This is a genomic window from Rhizobium changzhiense (assembly GCF_013087625.1).
Lineage (GTDB): Bacteria > Pseudomonadota > Alphaproteobacteria > Rhizobiales > Rhizobiaceae > Rhizobium > Rhizobium sophorae.
On the sequence record NZ_JABFCQ010000005.1, the window covers coordinates 324194 to 343602 of the forward strand.

General features: G+C 63.1%; 20 protein-coding genes and 1 pseudogene. 9 read left to right on the top strand and 12 right to left on the bottom strand.

Annotation, left to right across the window (positions count from 1 at the left end):
• Window positions 1-121 precede the first annotated feature (121 nt).
• Window positions 122-1357 (top strand): MFS transporter, encoded by a 1236-nt coding sequence (locus G9X68_RS24390; protein WP_171604583.1) that lies wholly within the window; start codon window positions 122-124, stop codon window positions 1355-1357.
• A gap of 23 nt (window positions 1358-1380) precedes the next feature.
• Here the strand turns inward: G9X68_RS24390 and G9X68_RS24395 are convergent, their stop codons facing one another.
• The 6 genes from G9X68_RS24395 to hemC are packed head-to-tail and all read right to left on the bottom strand — an operon-like array spanning window position 1381 to window position 7231.
• The gene (locus tag G9X68_RS24395) at window positions 1381-2145 is read right to left on the bottom strand and encodes a glutamine amidotransferase (RefSeq protein ID WP_171604585.1); all 765 of its coding nucleotides are present in this window, start codon (window positions 2143-2145) and stop codon (window positions 1381-1383) included.
• A complete protein-coding gene (locus G9X68_RS24400; RefSeq protein ID WP_017962409.1) occupies window positions 2123-2608 on the bottom strand; it encodes a tellurite resistance TerB family protein in 486 nt (161 codons plus the stop codon). Before G9X68_RS24400 ends, G9X68_RS24395 begins: the two co-directional genes overlap by 23 nt.
• Window positions 2609-2625: 17 nt before the next feature.
• Complete coding sequence (locus G9X68_RS24405) at window positions 2626-4242, bottom strand: heme biosynthesis protein HemY (RefSeq protein ID WP_171604587.1); 1617 nt, start codon at window positions 4240-4242, stop codon at window positions 2626-2628.
• A gap of 4 nt (window positions 4243-4246) precedes the next feature.
• Entirely contained in the window at window positions 4247-5518 is a 1272-nt protein-coding gene (locus G9X68_RS24410) for a COG4223 family protein (protein WP_171604588.1), read from the bottom strand.
• A gap of 59 nt (window positions 5519-5577) precedes the next feature.
• Window positions 5578-6294 (bottom strand): uroporphyrinogen-III synthase, encoded by a 717-nt coding sequence (locus G9X68_RS24415; protein WP_171604589.1) that lies wholly within the window; start codon window positions 6292-6294, stop codon window positions 5578-5580.
• 7 nt (window positions 6295-6301) lie between these two features.
• Window positions 6302-7231 carry a hydroxymethylbilane synthase gene (hemC, locus tag G9X68_RS24420; protein WP_077977850.1) on the bottom strand — a complete coding sequence of 310 codons (930 nt, stop codon included), beginning with the start codon at window positions 7229-7231 and terminating at the stop codon, window positions 6302-6304.
• 72 nt (window positions 7232-7303) lie between these two features.
• Between hemC and tsaD the strand changes: the two genes are divergently transcribed.
• From tsaD to G9X68_RS24445, 5 genes are read left to right on the top strand one after another with little or no spacing between them, the layout of a single operon-like run.
• Window positions 7304-8413, top strand: a complete 1110-nt coding sequence (gene tsaD / locus G9X68_RS24425; RefSeq protein ID WP_171604590.1) for a tRNA (adenosine(37)-N6)-threonylcarbamoyltransferase complex transferase subunit TsaD — start codon at window positions 7304-7306, stop codon at window positions 8411-8413.
• A complete protein-coding gene (locus tag G9X68_RS24430; RefSeq protein ID WP_171604591.1) occupies window positions 8410-9393 on the top strand; it encodes an NAD(P)H-dependent glycerol-3-phosphate dehydrogenase in 984 nt (327 codons plus the stop codon). The genes tsaD and G9X68_RS24430 overlap by 4 nt, the downstream gene beginning before the upstream one ends.
• A 9-nt stretch (window positions 9394-9402) precedes the next feature.
• On the top strand, window positions 9403-9696 hold the full coding sequence (locus G9X68_RS24435; protein ID WP_171604592.1) for a YciI-like protein: 294 nt from the start codon (window positions 9403-9405) through the stop codon (window positions 9694-9696).
• 2 nt (window positions 9697-9698) lie between these two features.
• Window positions 9699-10130: an EVE domain-containing protein gene (locus G9X68_RS24440; RefSeq protein WP_003543603.1), complete on the top strand. Its 432-nt coding sequence runs from the start codon at window positions 9699-9701 to the stop codon at window positions 10128-10130.
• Complete coding sequence (locus tag G9X68_RS24445) at window positions 10127-10774, top strand: class I SAM-dependent methyltransferase (RefSeq protein ID WP_171604593.1); 648 nt, start codon at window positions 10127-10129, stop codon at window positions 10772-10774. Before G9X68_RS24440 ends, G9X68_RS24445 begins: the two co-directional genes overlap by 4 nt.
• 34 nt (window positions 10775-10808) lie before the next feature.
• Here the strand turns inward: G9X68_RS24445 and G9X68_RS24450 are convergent, their stop codons facing one another.
• From G9X68_RS24450 to speB, 6 genes are all read right to left on the bottom strand, one after another.
• Complete coding sequence (locus G9X68_RS24450; RefSeq protein WP_171604594.1) at window positions 10809-12611, bottom strand: adenine deaminase; 1803 nt, start codon at window positions 12609-12611, stop codon at window positions 10809-10811.
• 164 nt (window positions 12612-12775) lie between these two features.
• Complete coding sequence (gene lhpI / locus G9X68_RS24455; protein WP_171604595.1) at window positions 12776-13747, bottom strand: bifunctional Delta(1)-pyrroline-2-carboxylate/Delta(1)-piperideine-2-carboxylate reductase; 972 nt, start codon at window positions 13745-13747, stop codon at window positions 12776-12778.
• A gap of 156 nt (window positions 13748-13903) precedes the next feature.
• A complete protein-coding gene (locus G9X68_RS24460) occupies window positions 13904-14551 on the bottom strand; it encodes an amino acid ABC transporter permease (RefSeq protein WP_171604596.1) in 648 nt (215 codons plus the stop codon).
• A complete protein-coding gene (locus tag G9X68_RS24465; RefSeq protein WP_171604597.1) occupies window positions 14548-15216 on the bottom strand; it encodes an amino acid ABC transporter permease in 669 nt (222 codons plus the stop codon). Before G9X68_RS24465 ends, G9X68_RS24460 begins: the two co-directional genes overlap by 4 nt.
• A 144-nt stretch (window positions 15217-15360) precedes the next feature.
• Complete coding sequence (locus tag G9X68_RS24470; protein WP_129421968.1) at window positions 15361-16158, bottom strand: transporter substrate-binding domain-containing protein; 798 nt, start codon at window positions 16156-16158, stop codon at window positions 15361-15363.
• Between the two features lie 84 nt (window positions 16159-16242).
• Window positions 16243-17304, bottom strand: coding sequence for an agmatinase (gene speB, locus G9X68_RS24475; RefSeq protein WP_171604598.1), 1062 nt, complete (start codon window positions 17302-17304; stop codon window positions 16243-16245).
• A gap of 214 nt (window positions 17305-17518) precedes the next feature.
• Between speB and G9X68_RS24480 the strand changes: the two are divergent.
• The 3 genes and pseudogenes from G9X68_RS24480 to G9X68_RS24490 form a co-directional block, all read left to right on the top strand.
• A pseudogene (locus G9X68_RS24480) lies at window positions 17519-17683 on the top strand (TOBE domain-containing protein); the annotation flags it as partial.
• Between the two features lie 134 nt (window positions 17684-17817).
• Entirely contained in the window at window positions 17818-18687 is an 870-nt protein-coding gene (locus tag G9X68_RS24485) for a LysR family transcriptional regulator (RefSeq protein WP_171604599.1), read from the top strand.
• Between the two features lie 280 nt (window positions 18688-18967).
• The gene (locus G9X68_RS24490; RefSeq protein WP_171604600.1) at window positions 18968-19321 is read left to right on the top strand and encodes a RidA family protein; all 354 of its coding nucleotides are present in this window, start codon (window positions 18968-18970) and stop codon (window positions 19319-19321) included.
• Window positions 19322-19409: the final 88 nt, after the last annotated feature.

Below are 19409 nucleotides of genomic sequence, written 5' to 3' on the forward strand. Positions count from 1 at the left end.
GTTGACAGACATGTAGACATTGGCGACTAAACGGGCAAGTGCCGTGTGGAAACGCACGGTGAATCATGTTTAACGGGCGGCTTTGCAGCTATTCCGGCGTCCGTCTCCTCGGAAAACATCCATGTCGTTTTCGCCCACCGGAGACCGTTTTGCCGCGTTCCGGCATTCGTCCTACACGCGGTTCTTCTTCGCGCGCTTCCTGCTTTCCTTCTCGCAGCAGATCGTCAGCGTCGCGGTCGGCTGGCAGATGTACGACCAGACGGGCAGCGCGATCTATCTCGGTTTGATCGGTCTCGTGCAGTTCCTGCCGTCGCTGCTGCTCATCCTCGTCACCGGCTCGGTGGCCGACCGGTACAATCGCCGGGCGATCGCCGCCCTCTGCTCGCTGGTGAGCGCGCTCTGCACGCTGGCACTGCTTGTCATGACTTTGATGGGAAGCTTTACGCCGCTGCCTGTCTTCGCGGTGCTTTTGATCTTCGGCATCGAGCGCGCCTTCATGTCGCCGGCAGTGCAGTCGCTGGCGCCCAATCTCGTGCCGGAGGAGGCACTCTCCAATGCGATCGCCTGGAATTCGTCGTCCTGGCAGCTCGCGGCAATCACCGGGCCGGTGCTCGGCGGTCTGCTCTACGGTGTCAGTGCGCCGACTGCCTATACGGTGGCGGTGATCTTTTCCGTGCTCGGTGCCGCCCTTCTCTACATGATCCCGAAACCGGTGCAGAAGACGACGGGCGAGACCAAAAGCTGGGCGATGATCCTCGGCGGCTTCAGTTTCATCCGTGCCGAAAAGGTGGTGCTCGGGGCGATTTCGCTCGATCTCTTCGCCGTGCTGCTCGGCGGGGCCACGGCGCTGATGCCGATTTTTGCGCGCGATATCCTAACCCTCGGTCCCTGGGGCCTCGGACTGCTGCGCGCCGCACCGGGACTTGGCGCCATCGTCATGGCGATCTTCCTTGCCGCCTATCCGCTCAAACATCGCGCCGGCATCTACATGTTCATCGGCGTCGCCCTGTTCGGCGTCGGAACGATCATCTTCGGCGTCTCGACCAACACCGAGGTCTCGATCGCGGCGCTGGCGCTGATGGGGGCGGCCGACATGGTGTCGGTCTATGTGCGTGAGAGCCTGATTGCACTCTGGACGCCGGATCAGCTGCGCGGCCGAGTTAATGCGGTCAACATGGTCTTCGTCGGCGCTTCGAACGAGCTCGGGGAATTCAGGGCGGGCACGATGGCGGCGATCTTCGGCGCGGTGCCGGCGGTCGTTATCGGCGGAATCGGGACGCTTGTCGTGGCGGCGATCTGGGCGTCGAGTTTCCCCAAACTGCGCCGGATCGATACGCTCGACGCGCCCGGAGCCTGACGACGATCTGATCGATTCTTGGGTTATGCGCGAAGGACGATAGAAGACGTCGCCTTTGCTGTCTTTCCTTCGAAGACGGTGTCGAGGAATTCGGTCAGCCAGGCTTTCAGCGGCGCGTCGAACAGCATGCGGCCTTCGAGATGTTCGCGGCCCTGCTGGGCATTCGGCAGGATGAAGCGATGGGCGCCATGCACGACCCAGCGATGCATCATCGCCCGGGTCAGTTCGGCATGGAACTGCAGGCCCCAGGCGTTGCCGTCGTAGCGGAAGGCCTGGTTCGGATAGGCATCGCCCTCGGCCAGCAGGTCGGCGCCGTGCGGCAGCTCGAATCCTTCGCGGTGGAAATGATAGACCATTTTCGGCCAGTGCATCAGCAGGCGGCCCTTCTCGGTCGGGTGCAGCGGATACCAGCCGATCTCCGTCGAGCCGTCGGCATTCGACTGCACCTTGCCGCCGAGATGACGCACCAGCATCTGCGCGCCGAGGCAGATGCCGAGATAGGGGCGTTTTTCCCGCAGCGGAATGTCGATCCAGTCGATCTCCTTCTTGACGAAGTCATCGGGATCATTGGCGCTCATCGGCCCGCCGAAGACGACGACGCCGGCATGGTCTTCGAGCGTCGTCGGAAGCGGCTGGCCCAGAACCGGACGACGGATATCGAGGCGATAGCCCTTTTCGACAAGCAATTGGCCGACACGGCCGGGGCTCGACCGCTCCTGATGCAGGACGATAAGAATCGGGCGGCCGTCGCGGTTCGGGTTTTGCTCAGTCGGCATCATCTTGCGCAACCTGGACGTCTGTCACCCTGGCGGCGGCCTCCTGCCGCTTCTGGATGCGCTCGCGCGAGGAGACGCCGAGCAGATCGGCGATACGCCAGATCACATGGTCTTCCATCTCGCTGCGCTCGCCATCGGCATAGACGATGTCCCAGAGGATGCCGATCAGCTCCAGCCGTTGCTCGGTATTGAGATGGCGCTTCAGGTCGGCGGTGAAGCGATAATAGTCGACGGCGGAGCTTTCGGCCTCGAGGCCGGCGGCCATCAGAGCATCGAGCTGCTTGCCGTCGAGCGCATACTGCTCCTTCAGGAGCTTGCGCAGCCGTTTCTTCTCGCTGGCTTTGATCTGGCCGTCGGCCTCCATGACCTGCATGCAGAGCGCTGCCACTGTGATGCGCGGATCATCAGGGGCAAAGCCTTTCTTCGGATTGTCGGCAGTGAGCTTCTGGAAGAATGCCTGAAAGCGTTCGAACATGCGGTTTTCGTTCCATTTCAAAAAAGGCGGAGCCGTGTCTTGGGTTCCGGTTCCACCCTGGGATCGCGAACGCCGGGATCATCCGGCAGTCCGCCAAAGAAAGGTTTTGCCTCGCTTGGCGCCGGCGCTTTATCGCCCGCGGCTGGTTCGACGGGTTTCGGTTTTGCCGGTGTCGGTGCCGGCGTGGGGCGCACAGCCTCAGCAATCGTCGCGGCGCGTTCAAGCTCAATGATGCGATGGTCGTTGACCGGGCTTTCCGGCTTAACGTCACGCAGTGGCGGCAATGTCTTCAAAGCGGTTTCGATCGAGGCTGGCGCCGAACCGCCTTCGAGTGCACCCTCGATCTGGCCGAAGGGCGCCTTCCATTCGAAGGCGTCGAGGCGGCCGGTCACCGGCGATACCGGCAGCCACTTGTCCGATACGAAGCCGTCTGCCACCCAGGCCGGATCGCGCGGCGCCTTGAGCGCCTGGGCCAGCCAATGGCGCACGCGGCCCTGGTCTCCGGTCTCGGCTTCCTCGATGTCGGCCAGAAGCAGGTAGGCTGCTTCACGCGGCTGCATGCGCGCCGCTGCCTCCGCTTTGGCGCGAGCCTTGGCAAATTGCTGCGCATCGAGGGCTGCCTGGGCGACGACGAGCAGGGATTCGACGTTGTTCGGACGCTGCCCTTCCAGCCGCTCGGCGCGCTTCAGCCGGTCGAGCGTGGAATCGCCGCTGCGGGCCCTGACATAGGCTTGGCCGATCTCGGGATGAGGGGCCGATTTCCATGCCTGTTCAAGGATCGAGGCGGCCTTGCGCACGCCGCCTTCGCGGAACAGCGCCTTTGCGGCGATGAGGGCTGCCGGAATGAAATCGGCGGCAAGCTTCAGCGCCTGCAGAGCGTCGTCGCGGGCACCTGTCGGGTTGCTTTCCAGCTTCTCACCGGCGCGCGCCGTCAGGAGGACGGCGTGCAGACGGTTGGCTTCGGCCTTTTCGACGACGCGGGCGGCCTTCTGCTGTTCGAGCAGGCGGATCGCATCGTCCCAGCGGCCGGCCTGGCTGCGATATTCGAGCGTCGCCTGCGCGGCCCAGGGCAGATATGGCGCGTTGTCGGCAGCCTTTTCGGCATATTGGCGGGCGGCCTCGTTGGCCCCGAGACGGCGGGCTTCCAGATAGAGGCCGCGCAGACCGAGTTCGCGCGTCTCGGGATCGTTGGCCATGGCCTCGAACTTGGCGCGCGCCTCATCGTGGCGACCTTCGATCAGGGCGGCCTGGGCCTCGAGCAGGTTGATCAACGGTTCCTGATCGGCGCGGATCAGGCCGCGCGAACGCGCGGCCATCTTGCGGGCAAGCAGCGCGTTGCCGGCGCCGGCGGCGATCAGGCCGGTCGACAGCGCCTGATAACCGCGGTCCCGCTTGCGGGCGCGGAAATAACGCGTCACCGAATGCGGCGAGGTCCAGACCAGGCGGACGAACCACCAGGTGATCATCACGGCGGCGACGAGGGCGATGATCGCGCTGGCGGCGACGATCAGCTTCGTCTGGTAGATCTGGCCCTCCCAGATCAGCGAGAGGTCACCGGGACGATCGGCAAGCCAGGAGAAGCCATAGGCAAGAAGCAGCACGAAGAGGGCGAAGACGACAAGGCGGATCAGCATGGTCTCATCCCTCCTTGCCGGTGCCGGAGACCGCTTTCGACAGCGCTCCGCCGACCAGTTCCTCGACGCGGATGCGCGCTTCGAGCGATTGCTTGAAGGCAGCGGACGCCTGTTTGCCGAGGGCCGGCAGATTGTTCCATTCGGCGGAAGCGCCGGGCAGGTCGCCGTTCTTCACCTTCTCCTCCATGCGGGCGGCAATGGCCTCGACGCTTTCGCCCTCGATATTGCCGACGGGACGCACCGTCACCAGCGACTTGGCGCTCGACATCAGCCGGTCAGACCAGCTCTGGTTCGGATCCGGCTGGTTGACCGCTTCGACGATCGCGGTGGCGACATCGGGAACCTGGCCCACCAGCTCGGTGCGGGAGGGAATGCCGGTCTCGGCAAAGGCTTTAAGGTCGGCGACGGCTGGATCGTCGGGGGCGACGCCGGCGAAGGTGTCGAGTTCGGCCAGGAACGGGCCACCGCGATCGATCGCCGCCTTCAGGGCGGCAGCGGCGATCGCCCGGGCAACGGCAACGTCCTCGCGCGGCTCGTTCAGCTTCTTTTCGGCTTCCTCGAGGCGCTTGGCGATATCGGCGCCGTCCGTCGTCTGCTGCTCGGAAGACTGGGCAAGCGTTGAGCGCAGCTGGTCGACCTGACTGGTCAGTTCCGCAATCTTCTGGTTGAGTGCCTCGACGTTAGCAGAATCGGCTGGTGCGGCGACTGCGGGGGCCGTTGCAGCCGTTTCCAGCGCAGCGACGCGTTTCGCAAGCTCGCCGTCGTCCGTGCTCGCCGGATTGGCGGCAAGGTTGGCGACGGTCTGTTTCAGGCCGTCGATCTCACCGGCAAGATCGGCCGTCTCCGGCGATGTCGTCTGCGGCGTGGAGGAGCCTGGGAGGTAACCGGCATACTGGATGGCGCCGGCGCCAAGCAGCGCCACGAGGCCGCCGAAGATGCCGGCGGCAATGAGACCAGAGGTGCCGGCGCTCTTCGGCGCGGGCTGTTCGGGAGGAGGGGTGAAGGAAGGTTCCTCGGCTACCGGTTCCGCCTCCGGAGCATCCATCGCAGGCTTCTCTTCATATTCGGCATGCGACGAAGTCTCGGTTTCGGGCGGCAGGCCTACATCGGCTGCAGCGGTGCCGTCGGCGTCGGCGGTTTCATTGTCTACCGGTTTTTCGGTATCGGCTGCAGCGGCGAATTCCTGTGCATCGAGGTCGATCGTGACCGGCTCGTCGGCGCTCTTCGAATGGCGTGGCGGGTTTCCCGATACCATGACGTCCTCTTTATTCTGCATTGCAACGAAACTAGACAGTGATGCCAGTTAAGGGAAGAGGTTAGATCAAATTTGCGCTGCTAGAGCCTTCGAAGCAGCGACAAAAGGCTTTTCTCATCCGGCATCGACGAAATCGCTACGTTTTTTCGGAGCACCGCCGGAACGGCCTCCGCCACCGCCTCGCTAAGGCAGAGAAGGCGGATTCCACTGTGTTCCGGCCCGGCTGATAGGAGTTCCGGCATGCGAAAGAAATCCTCAGCCGTCCGGCGGGAATAGAAGAGGATGGCGTCCGGGTAACCGTTAGCGAAGATCGCGTCGATCTCGGCGAGATCGGGGACGGTCGGCTGCATGCGATAACATTCGGCGACGGAAAAATGGATGTCGAGTTCGCGCAATCGCCTTTCAAAGGCCTCGGCGCGCGGTGTGCCGGCGAGGTAGAGCAGCGAGCCCGGTTTCTCCGCCGCGACGAGATCGGCGAGATCGCCGCCGTTGCCCCGGGATGAGGCAACCGATCGGAAGCCGAGGCTGCGCGCCTCGTCCGCCGTCGTTTCGCCGACCGCAAAAAGCGGGCGGGCAAGATGCGGGTGAAGTTGCTCGCCGAGCGCGGAGAGGACCCTGATGGCTTCGGCGCTGGTCACCGCGATTGCGCCGCTGGTGGTTGCAAGCGCGACTAGGGCGGCGGCGCTGTCATGCAGCGGCTGACGCAGCGGCAGCAGCAGCGGCTCGTGACCCATATCGCGCAGACGTTGTGCGGTTCTCGTCGCCGAATGCGCGGGGCGGGTGACGAGCACGCGCATGGCCGCTTCAGTGCCAGTCGTCGAAAAAGGCGCTGCCGGCCCTGGCGCGCACGTCCTGGCCGGCGCGGGTGCCGAGTGCTGCCGCATCGCGGCGGTGGCCGTCGGTCGTCACCGCATGCTGGCTGCGGCCGTCGGGGGTGATGATGAGGCCGGAGAACCGGATCAGGTCGCCTTCGCAGACAGCATACCCGCCGATCGGCGTGCGGCAGGAGCCGTCGAGTGCGGCGAGGAAGGCACGTTCGCAGGAGACGGTGTCGAAGGTCGGGCCGTCGTTGACCGGCGCCAGCAGATCGTCGACCCTAGCGTCGCCGATGCGGCTTTCGATGCAGATCGCTCCCTGCGCCGGCGCCGGCGGGAAGGTGTCGGGGTCGAGAATATCTGTCAGCACGTCTACCTTGCCGAGACGCTTCAGACCGGCAAGCGCCAGCAGGGTCGCATCAACCTCGCCCGCTTCGAGCTTGCGCAGGCGCGTTTCGACCAGGCCGCGGAAGGTGACCACATTGATATCCGGTCGCATCCGGCGGATCAGCGCCTGGCGGCGGAGCGACGAGGAGCCGACGGTGGCGCCATGCGGCAGGTCGATCAGTTTGCGCGCAGTGCGACCGATGACGGCGTCGCGGATATCTTCACGCGGCAGATAGGCAGAGAGATAAAGCCCCTCGGGCAGCTTCGTCGCCATGTCCTTGGCGGAATGCACGGCGAAATCGAGCTCGCCGGCGGCAAGCTTCTGTTCGAGCTCTTCGGTGAACAGGCCCTTGCCGCCGATCTCGGCCAGCGACCGGTCGGTGATGCGGTCGCCCTTGGTGGTCAGCACGACGATCTCGAACATGTCCTCGGGCAGATGATGCGCCGCCATCAGCCTGTCGCGGGCCTCATGCGCCTGGGCAAGCGCCAGCGGGCTGCCCCGCGTGCCGATCCGGAAAGGTTTTGTTTGCATCCGCTCTATTCCGTTGTTACCGGAGTTCTCGTAAACGGGTTTCCATCCCATCGCAATCAACGAACAGGCTTCATGGTTCCCTTTCTGCGTATTCTTGGCATCGAAACGAGCTGCGACGAGACCGCCGCCGCGGTTGTCGAGCGCGATGCGAAGGGGCATTCCAACGTGCTGTCGGACGTCGTGCTTTCCCAGCTCGACGAGCATAGCGCCTATGGCGGCGTGGTGCCCGAGATCGCCGCACGCGCCCATGTCGAAGCGCTGGACGAGCTGATCGAGGAAGCGCTGAAGCGCGCCAATGTGTCGCTCAACGATGTCGACGCCATCGCCGCCACCTCGGGGCCGGGGCTGATCGGCGGGCTGCTGGTCGGGTTGATGACCGGCAAGGCGATCGCCAGAGCCGCCGGCAAGCCGCTCTATGCGATCAACCATCTCGAAGGCCATGCGCTGACGGCGCGGCTGACGGACGGGTTGTCCTTTCCCTATCTGATGCTGCTCGTCTCCGGCGGCCATACGCAGCTCATCCTGGTGCGTGGTGTCGGGCAGTATGAGCGCTGGGGCACGACGATCGACGATGCGCTGGGCGAAGCCTTCGACAAGACGGCAAAGCTGCTCGGCCTGCCCTATCCCGGCGGGGCGGCGGTGGAGCGGATGGCGCAGGCCGGCAATCCCGATCGCTTCGACTTTCCGCGGCCGCTGGTCGGCGAGGCGAGGCTCGATTTCTCCTTTTCCGGTCTGAAGACCGCGGTACGGCAGGCGGCGCAGGATATTGCGCCGCTCAGCGATCAGGACGTCGCGGATATCTGCGCCTCGTTCCAGAAGGCGGTTTCGCGGACGCTGAAGGACCGTATCGGCCGCGGCCTGCAGCGATTCAAGACGGAATTTCCAGCGACATTCCCAGCGACTGGCGAAAAGCCGGCGCTCGTCGTTGCCGGCGGTGTCGCCGCCAATCTCGAACTGCGCGGCACGCTGCAGGCGCTGTGCGACAAGAACGGCTTCCGCTTCGTCGCGCCGCCTCTCAGGCTCTGCACCGACAATGCCGTGATGATCGCCTGGGCGGGACTGGAGCGGATGGCGACCGGTGCTGCACCGGATGCGCTCGACGTGCAGCCGCGGTCGCGCTGGCCGCTCGATTCCAATGCGGAAACGCTGATCGGTTTCGGAAAACGAGGGGCCAAGGCATGAGCGAAAATATCGCCGTCGTCGGATCGGGGGCTTTCGGCACGGCGCTTGCCGCCGTCATCGCGCTTGCCGGCCGCAGCGCCGTGACCCTCGTCGGGCGCGATCCGTCACTGATTGCCGATCTGAAGGCCGAACGGCTGCATGATGCGGTGCTGCCCGGCATTCTCCTGCCCGATACGCTGGAATTTTCCGCCGAGGCGGATGCGATAACCGGCGCCTCCATCGTGCTTTTTGCAATGCCGTCGCAGGCGCAGGCCGATGCGGCGCGGCAATACGGACCTTATCTTTCCAAGGATGCTGTCGTCGTTACCTGTGGCAAGGGCATCGAGCGGGCGACCGGTAATCTTTTGACCGACATGCTGGAACGGGAACTGCCGGACCATCCAGTCGCTGTGCTCTCCGGTCCGGGTTTTGCCGCCGATATCGCCAAGGGCCTGCCGACGGCGATGGCGATTGCTGCAGCCGACATGGAAATTGCGGAGCGGCTCGCTCAGGCGATTTCCGGACGGACCTTCCGGCTCTACGCTTCCAACGACCGGATCGGCGTGCAGCTCGGCGGTGCGCTGAAGAATGTGCTGGCGATCGCCTGCGGCATCGTCGAAGGCCGTGGCATCGGCGATTCCGCTCGCGCGGCGCTGATTGCACGCGGTCTTGCCGAGATGTCGCGTTTCGTCGTCGCCCAGGGCGGGCAGGCGGATACGGTGCGCGGGCTTTCCGGCCTCGGCGATCTGGTGCTGACGGCAACGAGCCATCAATCGCGAAACCTGCGTTTCGGCATCGCGCTCGGGCGCGGTGACAAGACCGATCCGCTGCAGGGTGCGTTGGTGGAAGGCGCGTTTGCCGCCTCGGTCGCCTCGCGGCTTGCGGCGGAATTGAAGGTCAGCATGCCGATCACCGATGCCATTTCCGCCATCATCGACGGCAAGCTCGATATCGCAGAGGCGATAGAGCAGCTGATGACGCGTCCGATCACCACCGAATAGGAGACAGACATGCTTTTCGCCCTTCTCTGCAAGGACAAACCGGACCATCTGAACGTGCGGATGGATACGCGTCCGACGCATATCGAGTATCTGAACAAGCTGAATGCGGAGGGCACGCTGAAGATCGCCGGCCCGTTTCTCGATGACGACGGCAAGCCCTGCGGCAGCCTGATCATTGTCGAAGCGGAATCGAAAGAGGCGGCGCGTGCGCTTGCCGATGCCGATCCCTATGCCAAGGCCGGGCTGTTCGAAAGCGTCGACGTGAAGGCCTATAACTGGGTCTTCAACAAGCCGGAGGCGTGAGCATGGCGCATTGGCTCTATAAATCCGAACCCGCCTCCTGGTCCTGGGAGCAGCAGAAGGCTGCCGGCGAAAAGGGCACGGAATGGACCGGCGTCCGCAACTATCTGGCGCGCAACAACATGCGGGCGATGCAGATCGGCGACAAAGGCTTTTTCTATCATTCCAATGATGGACTGGAGATCGTCGGCATCGTCGAAGTCTGCGCCCTGTCGCATCCCGATTCTTCCGCCAAGGGCGATCCGAAGTGGGATTGCGTCGATATCCGCGCCGTCATGGACGTGCCGAAGCCGGTGACGTTGAAGGACGTCAAGGCGAGCGAGAAGCTTGCCAAGATGGCGCTCGTCACCTCGATGCGGCTTTCGGTGCAGCCAGTGACCGAGGAAGAATATCTCGAAGTCTGCCGCATGGGCGGATTGGACAATCCGCCGCGTTGAAGACCGACCCGCAAGCCTTCATCCGCGCCAATACCAGCCTGATGCCGCCGCCGCATGTGCCGGAGATTTCGCTCTATCTGGCGAGCGAGGCGCATGAGCTCTGGCTGAAGACCGAGGAGGAGTTGGAGGCGATCGGCCTGCCGCCACCCTTCTGGGCTTTTGCCTGGGCGGGCGGGCAGGGACTGGCGCGCTACGTTCTCGATCATCCGGAAATGGTGCGCGGCAAGCGCGTGCTCGATTTCGCCAGCGGCTCCGGCCTTGTCGGCATTGCGGCTGTGATGGCCGGTGCCCGGGAGGTCACGGCCGCCGATGTCGATCCCTGGACGGAAGCCGCAGTCCGGCTGAATGCCGCAGCCAACCGCGTTTCGCTCGGATTTACCGGTGTCGATCTGATCGGGCAGGCCGTCGATGCGGATATCGTGCTTGCCGGCGACGTCTTCTACGACCGCACTTTCGCCGATGCGCTCGTTCCCTGGTTCGCCAAGCTGGCAGCCGACGGCAAGTGGGTGCTGGTTGGAGACCCCGGACGCAGTTACCTGCCGCGGGATCGGCTGGAATTCTGCGCGGTTTATGAGGTGCCGGTGACGCGGGCGCTGGAGGACAGCGAAATCAAAAGGACGACGGTGTGGCGCTTCGCTCCTTAGGTCGGACCGACATTCAGGTTTCGACCATGCGCAATCAAGCCTTTTCGAAGAGCGGCGAGATCACCATTTCCGGCACCAGCACCAGGCCCTTGTCGGTTATCCGGATTTCCGGGATGACCGACAGCGGGATGAGGTTGAAGCCCATATAGGCGATGGTGCAGCCTGCCTTTTCCCATTCGAGCTTCAGGGCCTTTACCTCGTCCGCGACCTGGTGCACGCGTTGGTCGGACAAAAGCCCGGCGATCGGCAGCGGCACCATGGCCGTCACCTTGCCGTCCATGACGACACAGACGCCACCCTGTCTTTCCTCGATCGCGTCGAGCGCCACCTGCATGTCGGCGGCATTGGTGCCGGCGACGATGATGTTGTGGCTGTCGTGGCCGACCGAGGATGCGACCGCGCCTTGTCTGAGCCCGAAGCCGTTGAGCAGTCCGTGGGCGACATTGCCGGCAGACTTGCCGTGACGTTCCACCACCGTCACGAAGCAGAGGTCGTGCCTGTCGAAATGCGCCTGCCAGTCATTGGCCGGCTCCAGCGTGACGGTGACATGGCCGAGGGTAATGCCAGGCAGCTCCGTCTTGATCGTATGAGCGACGACCGTCTCCGTTGGTAGTTCCGGCGTCAGCTTGAGATTTTTTTGCAGCTTGATCGTTTGGTAGGCGGCATCCGGATAGCGGTACGGTTTCGACAGGGCTTCGTCGAGGATCGGCGTGATCTTCTTGCCGTCGACGACGAGTTCGCCCCCATACCAGGTGCTGACCGGCGTAAGGTCGTCGCTGAGAAGCACCAGGTCGGCGCGGCGTCCGCCGCCCAGACCGCCGATTTCGCCTTCCATGCCGAACCGCGTCGCGCCGTGCAGCGAACCCATCGCCCAGGCCTGTTCCGGCCTCATGCCGTATTTCACGGCTTCGCGCGTTACCCAGTCCAAGCCGAAGGCGAGCAGATCTTCGGCATCACGGTCGTCGGTGCAGACGGCGACGCGCTTGTGGGAGGCGCCGAGCTCGGTGATCGTCTTGATCGCCTGCGGCAGCGAATGCCAGGGAGTCGTCGGCGGGCCGCCGCGCAGGAAGATCCATACGCCGGCTTCCAGCAGGTCGTCGGCAATGTCGCGGTCGATGGCTTCATGCGTGTCGGTGACGCCGGATGCGGCATAGGCGGCAACGAACTCCCGTCCGTAGACATGGCCCGACACCGGCCTGCCGCGCCCGAGTGCTGCAGCCAGGATCGCATGGCTGCGCTCGTCGCCCATCGCAACGGGGACGAAATCCATTTTCTCACCGAGAGCCACGGCTTCCGGCCATTTGTCGAACAGGGCGGCGATCTTGTCCGGCGTCAGGTCGCCGCCGGCTGTTTCCAGATCCGGCGTCGTCGCCGGCACGGTGCTTGGCACGGTCAGGAAGATCGATAGCGGCGCCTGCCGTGCATCCTCGAGCATGGCCTCGACGCCGGCGACGTCCATGACATTGCCGATCTCATGGCTGTCGCAGAAGATCGTCGTCGTGCCGTTGAGGAGCGCCGCTTCCGCATAGGCGCAGGCCGTTACCATCGAGGATTCGATATGAATATGCGGATCGACCAGGCCCGGGGCGATGATGCCGCCCCTGGCGTCGTAGAGCTTAGCGCTCCCGCCCCTGTAGCTGCCGGCCGGCTTCACGGCCGCAATGCGGCCCCCCAAAATCCAGACTTCCCGTCCATCGAGAAGGCGCTCCGAATAGGTGGATAAGACGCGCGCACCCTGGATGACCAGGTCGGGTTCGCGACGAGCGGAGGCGACATCGGCAAGTCGGCGGGTCATGGTCGAGAGCGGCTGAACGGAGAAGCGGGTAAGCGTGCTCATGTAAACCTCATTTCCAAGGCTCGGGGGAGGACTGGCGAGATTGTAGGGAACGCCGTCGGGGGAAGGAAGCACGAATAGCTCTTGTTTCTGGCGCAGGTCCAGGACAAGTGGAGCAGGGCGACAGGCGCGTTCCGATCATTCGCGATCGCCCGGACCCAAAGACGTCAGCCGGCGATCGAGGCGGCTTCATACACCATCGTCGCGGCGGCAAGATCAGCCAATGCCGTTCCGACAGCCTTGTAGAGAGTGATCTCGCCGTTGGACGCCCGCGCTGGAACATCCCGGCGACACAGCTCGCCAAGTGTCGCACGCACCGCATCCGCAGCAATGACGCCGGCCCTGATCGGCTGAGCCAGATCGCCGGCTTCGTGAAGGGCTTCGTGCGTGTCGATATAGACAGACGAGCGCCGAAGCGCCTCGTCATCGGCCTCGCGCATCGCCGGGGTGAAGCCGCCGATCAGATCGACATGGGTGCCCGGCCGCAGCCATTCGCCCCGGATAAGCGGTGCTGTCGCCAGCGTCGCCGCGCTGACGATATCGGCTCGCCGCACTGCTGCTTCCAGATCCGTGACGGCAGTGGCCTGGAGCCCACGTTGCCGGAGGCTCTGCGCCAGCCGTTCGGCGCTGGCGGGATCAATATCCCAGATATCGACATCGGCGATCGGCCGGACGGCGCGGTAGGCATCGGGTATGAGGCTCGCGACGCGGCCCGCGCCGATCACCAGCAGACGGCGTGCATCTTCTCGAGCAAGATAATCCGCGGCAAGGGCCGATGCCGCTACCGTGCGGCGCGCCGTGATCGTATTTCCGTCAAGTAGTGCAAGCTGCATCCCGGTCCGGCCATCATAGAGCATGTAAGTCGAGGTCAAACCGGGAATGCCGCGCACCGTGTTGCCGGGAAAGACGGTGACGATCTTGATGCCAAGGTAGCGCTCCGACCGGTGCGTTTCATGCCAGGCGGGCATCAGAAGCAGCGTCGCATCCGGCTCGCCGCTATTGGCTATCGTGTGGTGATGCCGTACCGGCACGACACAGCCTTCGGCAAATGCTTGCCGCAGGGTCGCGACCAGCGGGCCGAAAGGGAGGAGCTCGCCCGTTATCCGGGCATCCAGTATACGGATTTGTGTGTCGGTCATTGAAACGATCTCCCAGTAAGTTCTGACTGCTGGATAAAGCGAATTCTCTGTGATTGAACGAGAGCCGCGTCGCCGCTGCGCGGCGTACCGGCTTTTCAACCGGCATCGGCCCTTTGGACACGTCGTTGCGAGGGAATGCGGAGCATTGAGCACCGCTCAGCCAAACGCCGCTTTCTTCTCCAGAAATCTAGCGTATTGCGTCAGCGGATAGCACAGGGCGAAGAAGATCACCGCGACGAGACCGTAGACCTTGAAAGGTTCGAAGGTCGCGTTGTTGATGGCGTTTGCGGTTTTCAGCAGTTCGTCGAAGCCGAGGATCGAGGCCAGTGCGGTGCTCTTGATCAACTGGACCAAGAACCCGACGGTCGGCGCGCGCGTGATCCGAAAAGCCTGCGGCAGGATGACAAGGCGAAGTTCGAGGAGACGATGCAAGCCCAGGCCGGCTGCGGCGTCCCATTGCCCGCGCGGCACCGCCTCGACGCCGCTCCGCCAGATTTCGGCAAGGTAAGCGCTGGCGTAGAACGTCAGGCCGCAAACGGCGGCGGTCCATGACTCGATCCGGAAGCCGAGCATCGGCAGGCCGAAGAACATCAGAAAGAGCTGCATGAGGAGCGGCGTTCCCTGAAACAGGGCAATGTAGCCGGACGCGAAGCTGCGCGGCCAGCGCGTTTTCGATATGCGTGCAGACAAAATCGCCAGGCCGACGATGGCGCCGCCGGCAAAGGCTGCGAGCGAAAGCAGCAGGGTCCAGCGTGTCGCGAAGACAAGATTGCGCAGAATGTCCCAGAAGGTGAACTCAATCATGCCAGACCGGCTCCCAGAAAACGGCGCTTCCCGGCGAAAAGGAGCCGGCGAAGTGCGGCGGACATCGAAAGATAGATCAACGTCGCCACCAGGTAGGTCTCGAAGGAGCGGAAGGTGCGCGACTGAAGCAGATCGGCCTCCTGCGCCAGCTCGCGGACGGATATTTGCGAAACAACCGCCGATTCCAGCATCATGATGATGATCTGGCTCGTCAGCGCCGGAAAGATGATGGCGATCGCTTGCGGCAGGATGATCTTGAAGAACACCAGCCGAGGCCTGAGGCCGAGTGCCTGCGCCGCCTCTTTCTGGCCTCTCGGTATGGCGTCGAGCCCGGCCCCGACCACCTCGATCGTGTAGGCCGCCATGTTGAGGGTCATGGCAAGGACGGCGGCAGTGATCGGATCGAGGCGAATGCCGAGGCTAGGCAAGCCAAAGAAGATGAAGAACAGCTGCACCAGGAATGGCGTGTTGCGCATGATTTCCACATACAGGCCGACGGCCTTGCGCAACCAAGGATAAGGTCCCCGGCGCGCAGCCGCGCCGAGAATGCTGAGAACGATCCCGAGGACCGATGTGGAGATCGTCAGTGCAAGCGTCGTGCCTGCGCCATAAGCCAGAGCTCCCATGCCGTCCCAAAGCCAATTGAAATCGAGGCTGTATCTCATCGCTTGTCCTTTGGAGCCGGATGATCCGGGCCGGGTCGGCCCGAAATCCCGATCCGCCTCTCAACCAAAGAATTGAAGCATGATGCCACCGCAATCGCTTGCAGTTTTCGGCATCATGCGTTGGTGAGTGGGAGGCGGTGCTCGTCAGTCCTTCAGGTTTTCAGGGTTGAGCGGCGCTTTCAGCCAGCTCTTCGAGCTTGCGTCGAGCGAACCATCGGCGATCATTGCGGCGACGCTGTCATTGACAGCCTTCTTCAGGCCTTCCTCGCCCTTGCGGAGCGCGATGTGCGAGGGGGAGCTGAGGAGCTGGAACTTCTGCTCCGGCTTCAGCTCGTCCTGTCGTGCCAGGACCTGCGCACCGACATCGTTGCCGACGACCATCAACTGGGTCTGGCCGGATATGAAGGCCTGGATGACCGAATTATAGTTCTCGAAACGCTGGATCGCAGCCGAGCCGGGGGCGACGGCCGTCAGCGACGTGTCTTCGAGCGTCCCACGATTGACGGCAACGGTCTTGTCGGCGAGGTCTTCCTTGCCGCTCACCTTCAGCGCAGCCGGACCGATGACGGCGATATAGTAGGGGGCGTACGCGGCGGCAAAATCGATAACCTCGGCACGCTCCTTCGAATAGCCGACGCTCATCAGCAGGTCGACACGGTCGTCGTTCAGGTAGGCGATCCTGTTCTGGCCGGTAACACTGACGAGATTGAGTTTCACGCCGAGCCCGTCGGCGATCTTCTGGGCGACGTCGACGTCATAGCCCTTGATGCTCATATCGGCGCTTGCCGAAGAGAAGGGCGGGAAATCGGAGAAGATGCCGATGTTTATCTCGCCTGCGGCCTTGATATCGGCAAGTTCGTCGGCCTGCGCGGCCCCTGCCAGGATGCCGAATACGGCAATTGCCGCGGTGGCGGTGTAGCGCAATTTCATAAGAGCAGTCATGTCGTTCCCCTTTTTGAGACGTGTTGTGCGACAGGTGATGGATGGCAGCGGGCACGAGGCACGCTGCCGTTGTGGAGCTGGTTCTCAGGTCACCTTTGTCCTGACCGCGGGACTGAACATCGCGAGGCACAGGAGTTCGAAAAGGACCTGCGCGGCGATCTGCGCGGTGTTGGTGGTGTTGTCGTATTGCGGCGCGATTTCCACGACGTCGCCACCGACGAGGTTGATGCCCTTGAAGCCGCGCAGCAGGGTTAGGGCCTCCCTCGGCTGAAGCCCGCCGACTTCTGGCGTGCCGGTTCCCGGAGCGAAGGCCGGATCGAGGCTGTCCACGTCGAAACTGAGATAGGTCGGACCGGCGCCGACAACCTCCAGAGCCTTTGCGATCACGGCCTTGAGCCCCATCTCCGCCACCTCTTCGGCGTGAATGACGGTCATGCCGGAGGCAAAGGAGAACTCCCAGAGATATTCGGCGCCGCCGCGGATGCCGATCTGGATCGTCCGCTTTGGATCGAGCACGCCTGCCAGAACCGCCTCGCGGAAGGGCGCGCCGTGATGGAACTTGGAGCCCTCATAGGGACCAGCGGTGTCGCAATGAGCGTCGATGTGGATCATGCCTACCGGCTGGCTGGCCGCCAGGCCCTTGAGAATGGCGCCGGAGATCGAATGGTCGCCGCCGACCGACAGCGGGATAACCCCGGTTGCCGCGATCATCCGGTAGCAGGCCTCGATGTCGGCATGGCACTCGGCCAGGCCGAACCGGCTGCGCATCGGCACGTCGCCGACATCGGCGACCCTTAGCCCTCCCATCGGCGCGACACGCAGAACATGCTCGTAAGGCCCCACACGCTCGACCGCCCGAACGGCCCGCGGGCCTAGCCGCGCGCCGGCGCGATTGGTGACGCCGAGGTCCATCGGCACGCCGATCAAAGCCACGTCAAGCGCCTCAAGCACCTCGGGCCGCAAACCGTTCTCGATGAAACGGGCATCCAGAAAGGTCGCAGGATCGGCGAAGGGCCATTTGCGGCTGTCGCCGTCCTTGAATACGCTCGCCGCCACGGCGCGGAAGTGCGGATCTTCCATCTCCCCGCCTGCAGCGTTGCCGAAGCGCTTTCTCAAGTCTTCCAGAAAATCCCGGTCAATGGTCAAGGCAGGCTCCCACGGTATTGATGCTGCCATCATCATCGGCGCCGCCCGCTTTTCTTGGAACCGCGAAAATTCGAGAGGGGATATAACGATTCTTGATAGACTAGGTCTGCCGAGGCTCCGCGATGCGGCTAGCGCGTCCATCGGTATATTCAGAAAACTTTATAACCCGGCGAGAATTTTCCCACTACCGCGGTTGGTAACCTCCAAGCAGTCTGCCGACGTCGTGACACTCGGTGCCTTCAGGCATGTCGTTCTGGACCTCGTCAGTGGCGACCGCATAATCTCGGCTTGCCCGAACCGCGCAGACATAGCCTTCGCTCGCGGGCAGGAGATCAGCGTTTCCATTCCGCCCGAGGCATGCGTTCTCTTCGCGCGATAAGCTGGCATTGATGGGGCCGCAGCCTGCACTGCGCCCGGGGGCTAAGGGTCACCAGTTGCCGGAAGGACATGGTTCGTCCAATATCCACTTACGGGCAGAGAGGCCCTCGGCTCTCGAGCGCCACAAAGTATGGAATGCGGCTTCTGATGCTTGATCTTGATTCCTATCTGCTTCGTGCATTTCTGACCGTCGCGGAGATCGGCACCGTCAATGGAGCAGCCGTCAAGCTGAACAGAACGCAGGCGGCCGTGAGCATGCAGATCCGCAAGCTGGAGGAGCTTGTCGGCGTTACGCTGTTTTCGCGTTCGTCAAAAGGCCTCGAGCTGACGAGCCATGGGCAGATCATGCTGGCTTATGCCCGCGAAATGGTCGCCCTCAGCGACGAGGTCGGGAAAAGGCTGACAGGCAAGATGATCGAGGACCGCATTCGCCTCGGCGTCGTTGAGGACTTCGCAGCCGGCCACCTGATCGACATTCTTAGTGACTTCCGAGCCCAGAACCCGAAGGTCGAGATCGACATCATTGTCGAGCCGAATCGCCGCCTCGCCAAACTGTTTGAAGACAGGAAGCTGGATCTCGTGGTTTGCGACATCACCTGCCTCTCGCGAAAACCGACCCTGATCTGGACCGAATATTTGATGTGGACGGTCAGATCCGACTTCGTGGTGGATGCAGAAAAACCGCTTCCCATCATTATGTTCGAGGAGGAGTGTCCCTGGACGCTCCCGACGATTGCGGCGCTGTCCCAGCGGAACGTCAAATGGAAGACGGCGTGTGTCGCATCGACGCTGGTCGCCATGGCGACCGCGGTTCGCGTCGGTATCGGTATCGCGCCAATGATGCTCACCACGAAACCGGAGGGCTGCCGGACGCTTGACAGATCGGCGGATCTGCCCGGTCCGGTGCGCATCGAGATCGGTCTCTATGCTCAACCCGATACGGCCGAAGGCGCGCGCTACCTTGTGGACTTCATTTCGCGGCATACGGCCATATTGTCCAGCTAGAGCATGATGCCGAAAAGTGTGATCGGTTTTCGGAGGACATCATGTTCTAAAGCGCGTCGCGATCTTTCAGATTCGCTGTCGCGCTTTAGGTCTTTGTTTTTACGCATGTCGTTGTCGCAAAACCGCTGCACACTTTTGCGCGACATGCTTTAGGAGCGTTCAGCTTCCATTATATCGGGTCAATTTAATTCCCTCTACCGGAGTGGCCAGCGAAGCCCCACAGTGATCCATGAAGGGTCGACGGCCCAATCTCGAGCATTGATGGAAGTCTGCGAATACGATGATGGGGCAAGCCAAAGTTGACGAAACTCTCCTCGCGGATGCCGCCTATCTGCCTGGCCAAGTTGCAAACCTCACGCGGGGAGCGAGCGTGACGGCGCAGACCAACGAAATACTGGAGCGCATCGATGACATGCTGCTGCGCGAAGGTACCGACAAGTCAGAAATCATTCTCGCCAACATCTGGCTCAGGGATCTTGCCTCATTCGAGGAAATGAACAGAGCCTGGGATGCTTGGATGCCGGATAGCGGAACGCCACGGCGGGCGACGTTTGAGGACACGAATCTCCCGCCGATGTGCGCCATCCGTATTGACGTAGCCGCGTCACGAAAGAGTGGGGCCGGGCACATTTGAGCCGCCTATGTTCGTCATCGTGCCCTAAAGCGCGTCGCAATCTTTCAAATTCGCTCCTCGCGCTTTAGGTCTTTGTTCTCACGCATGT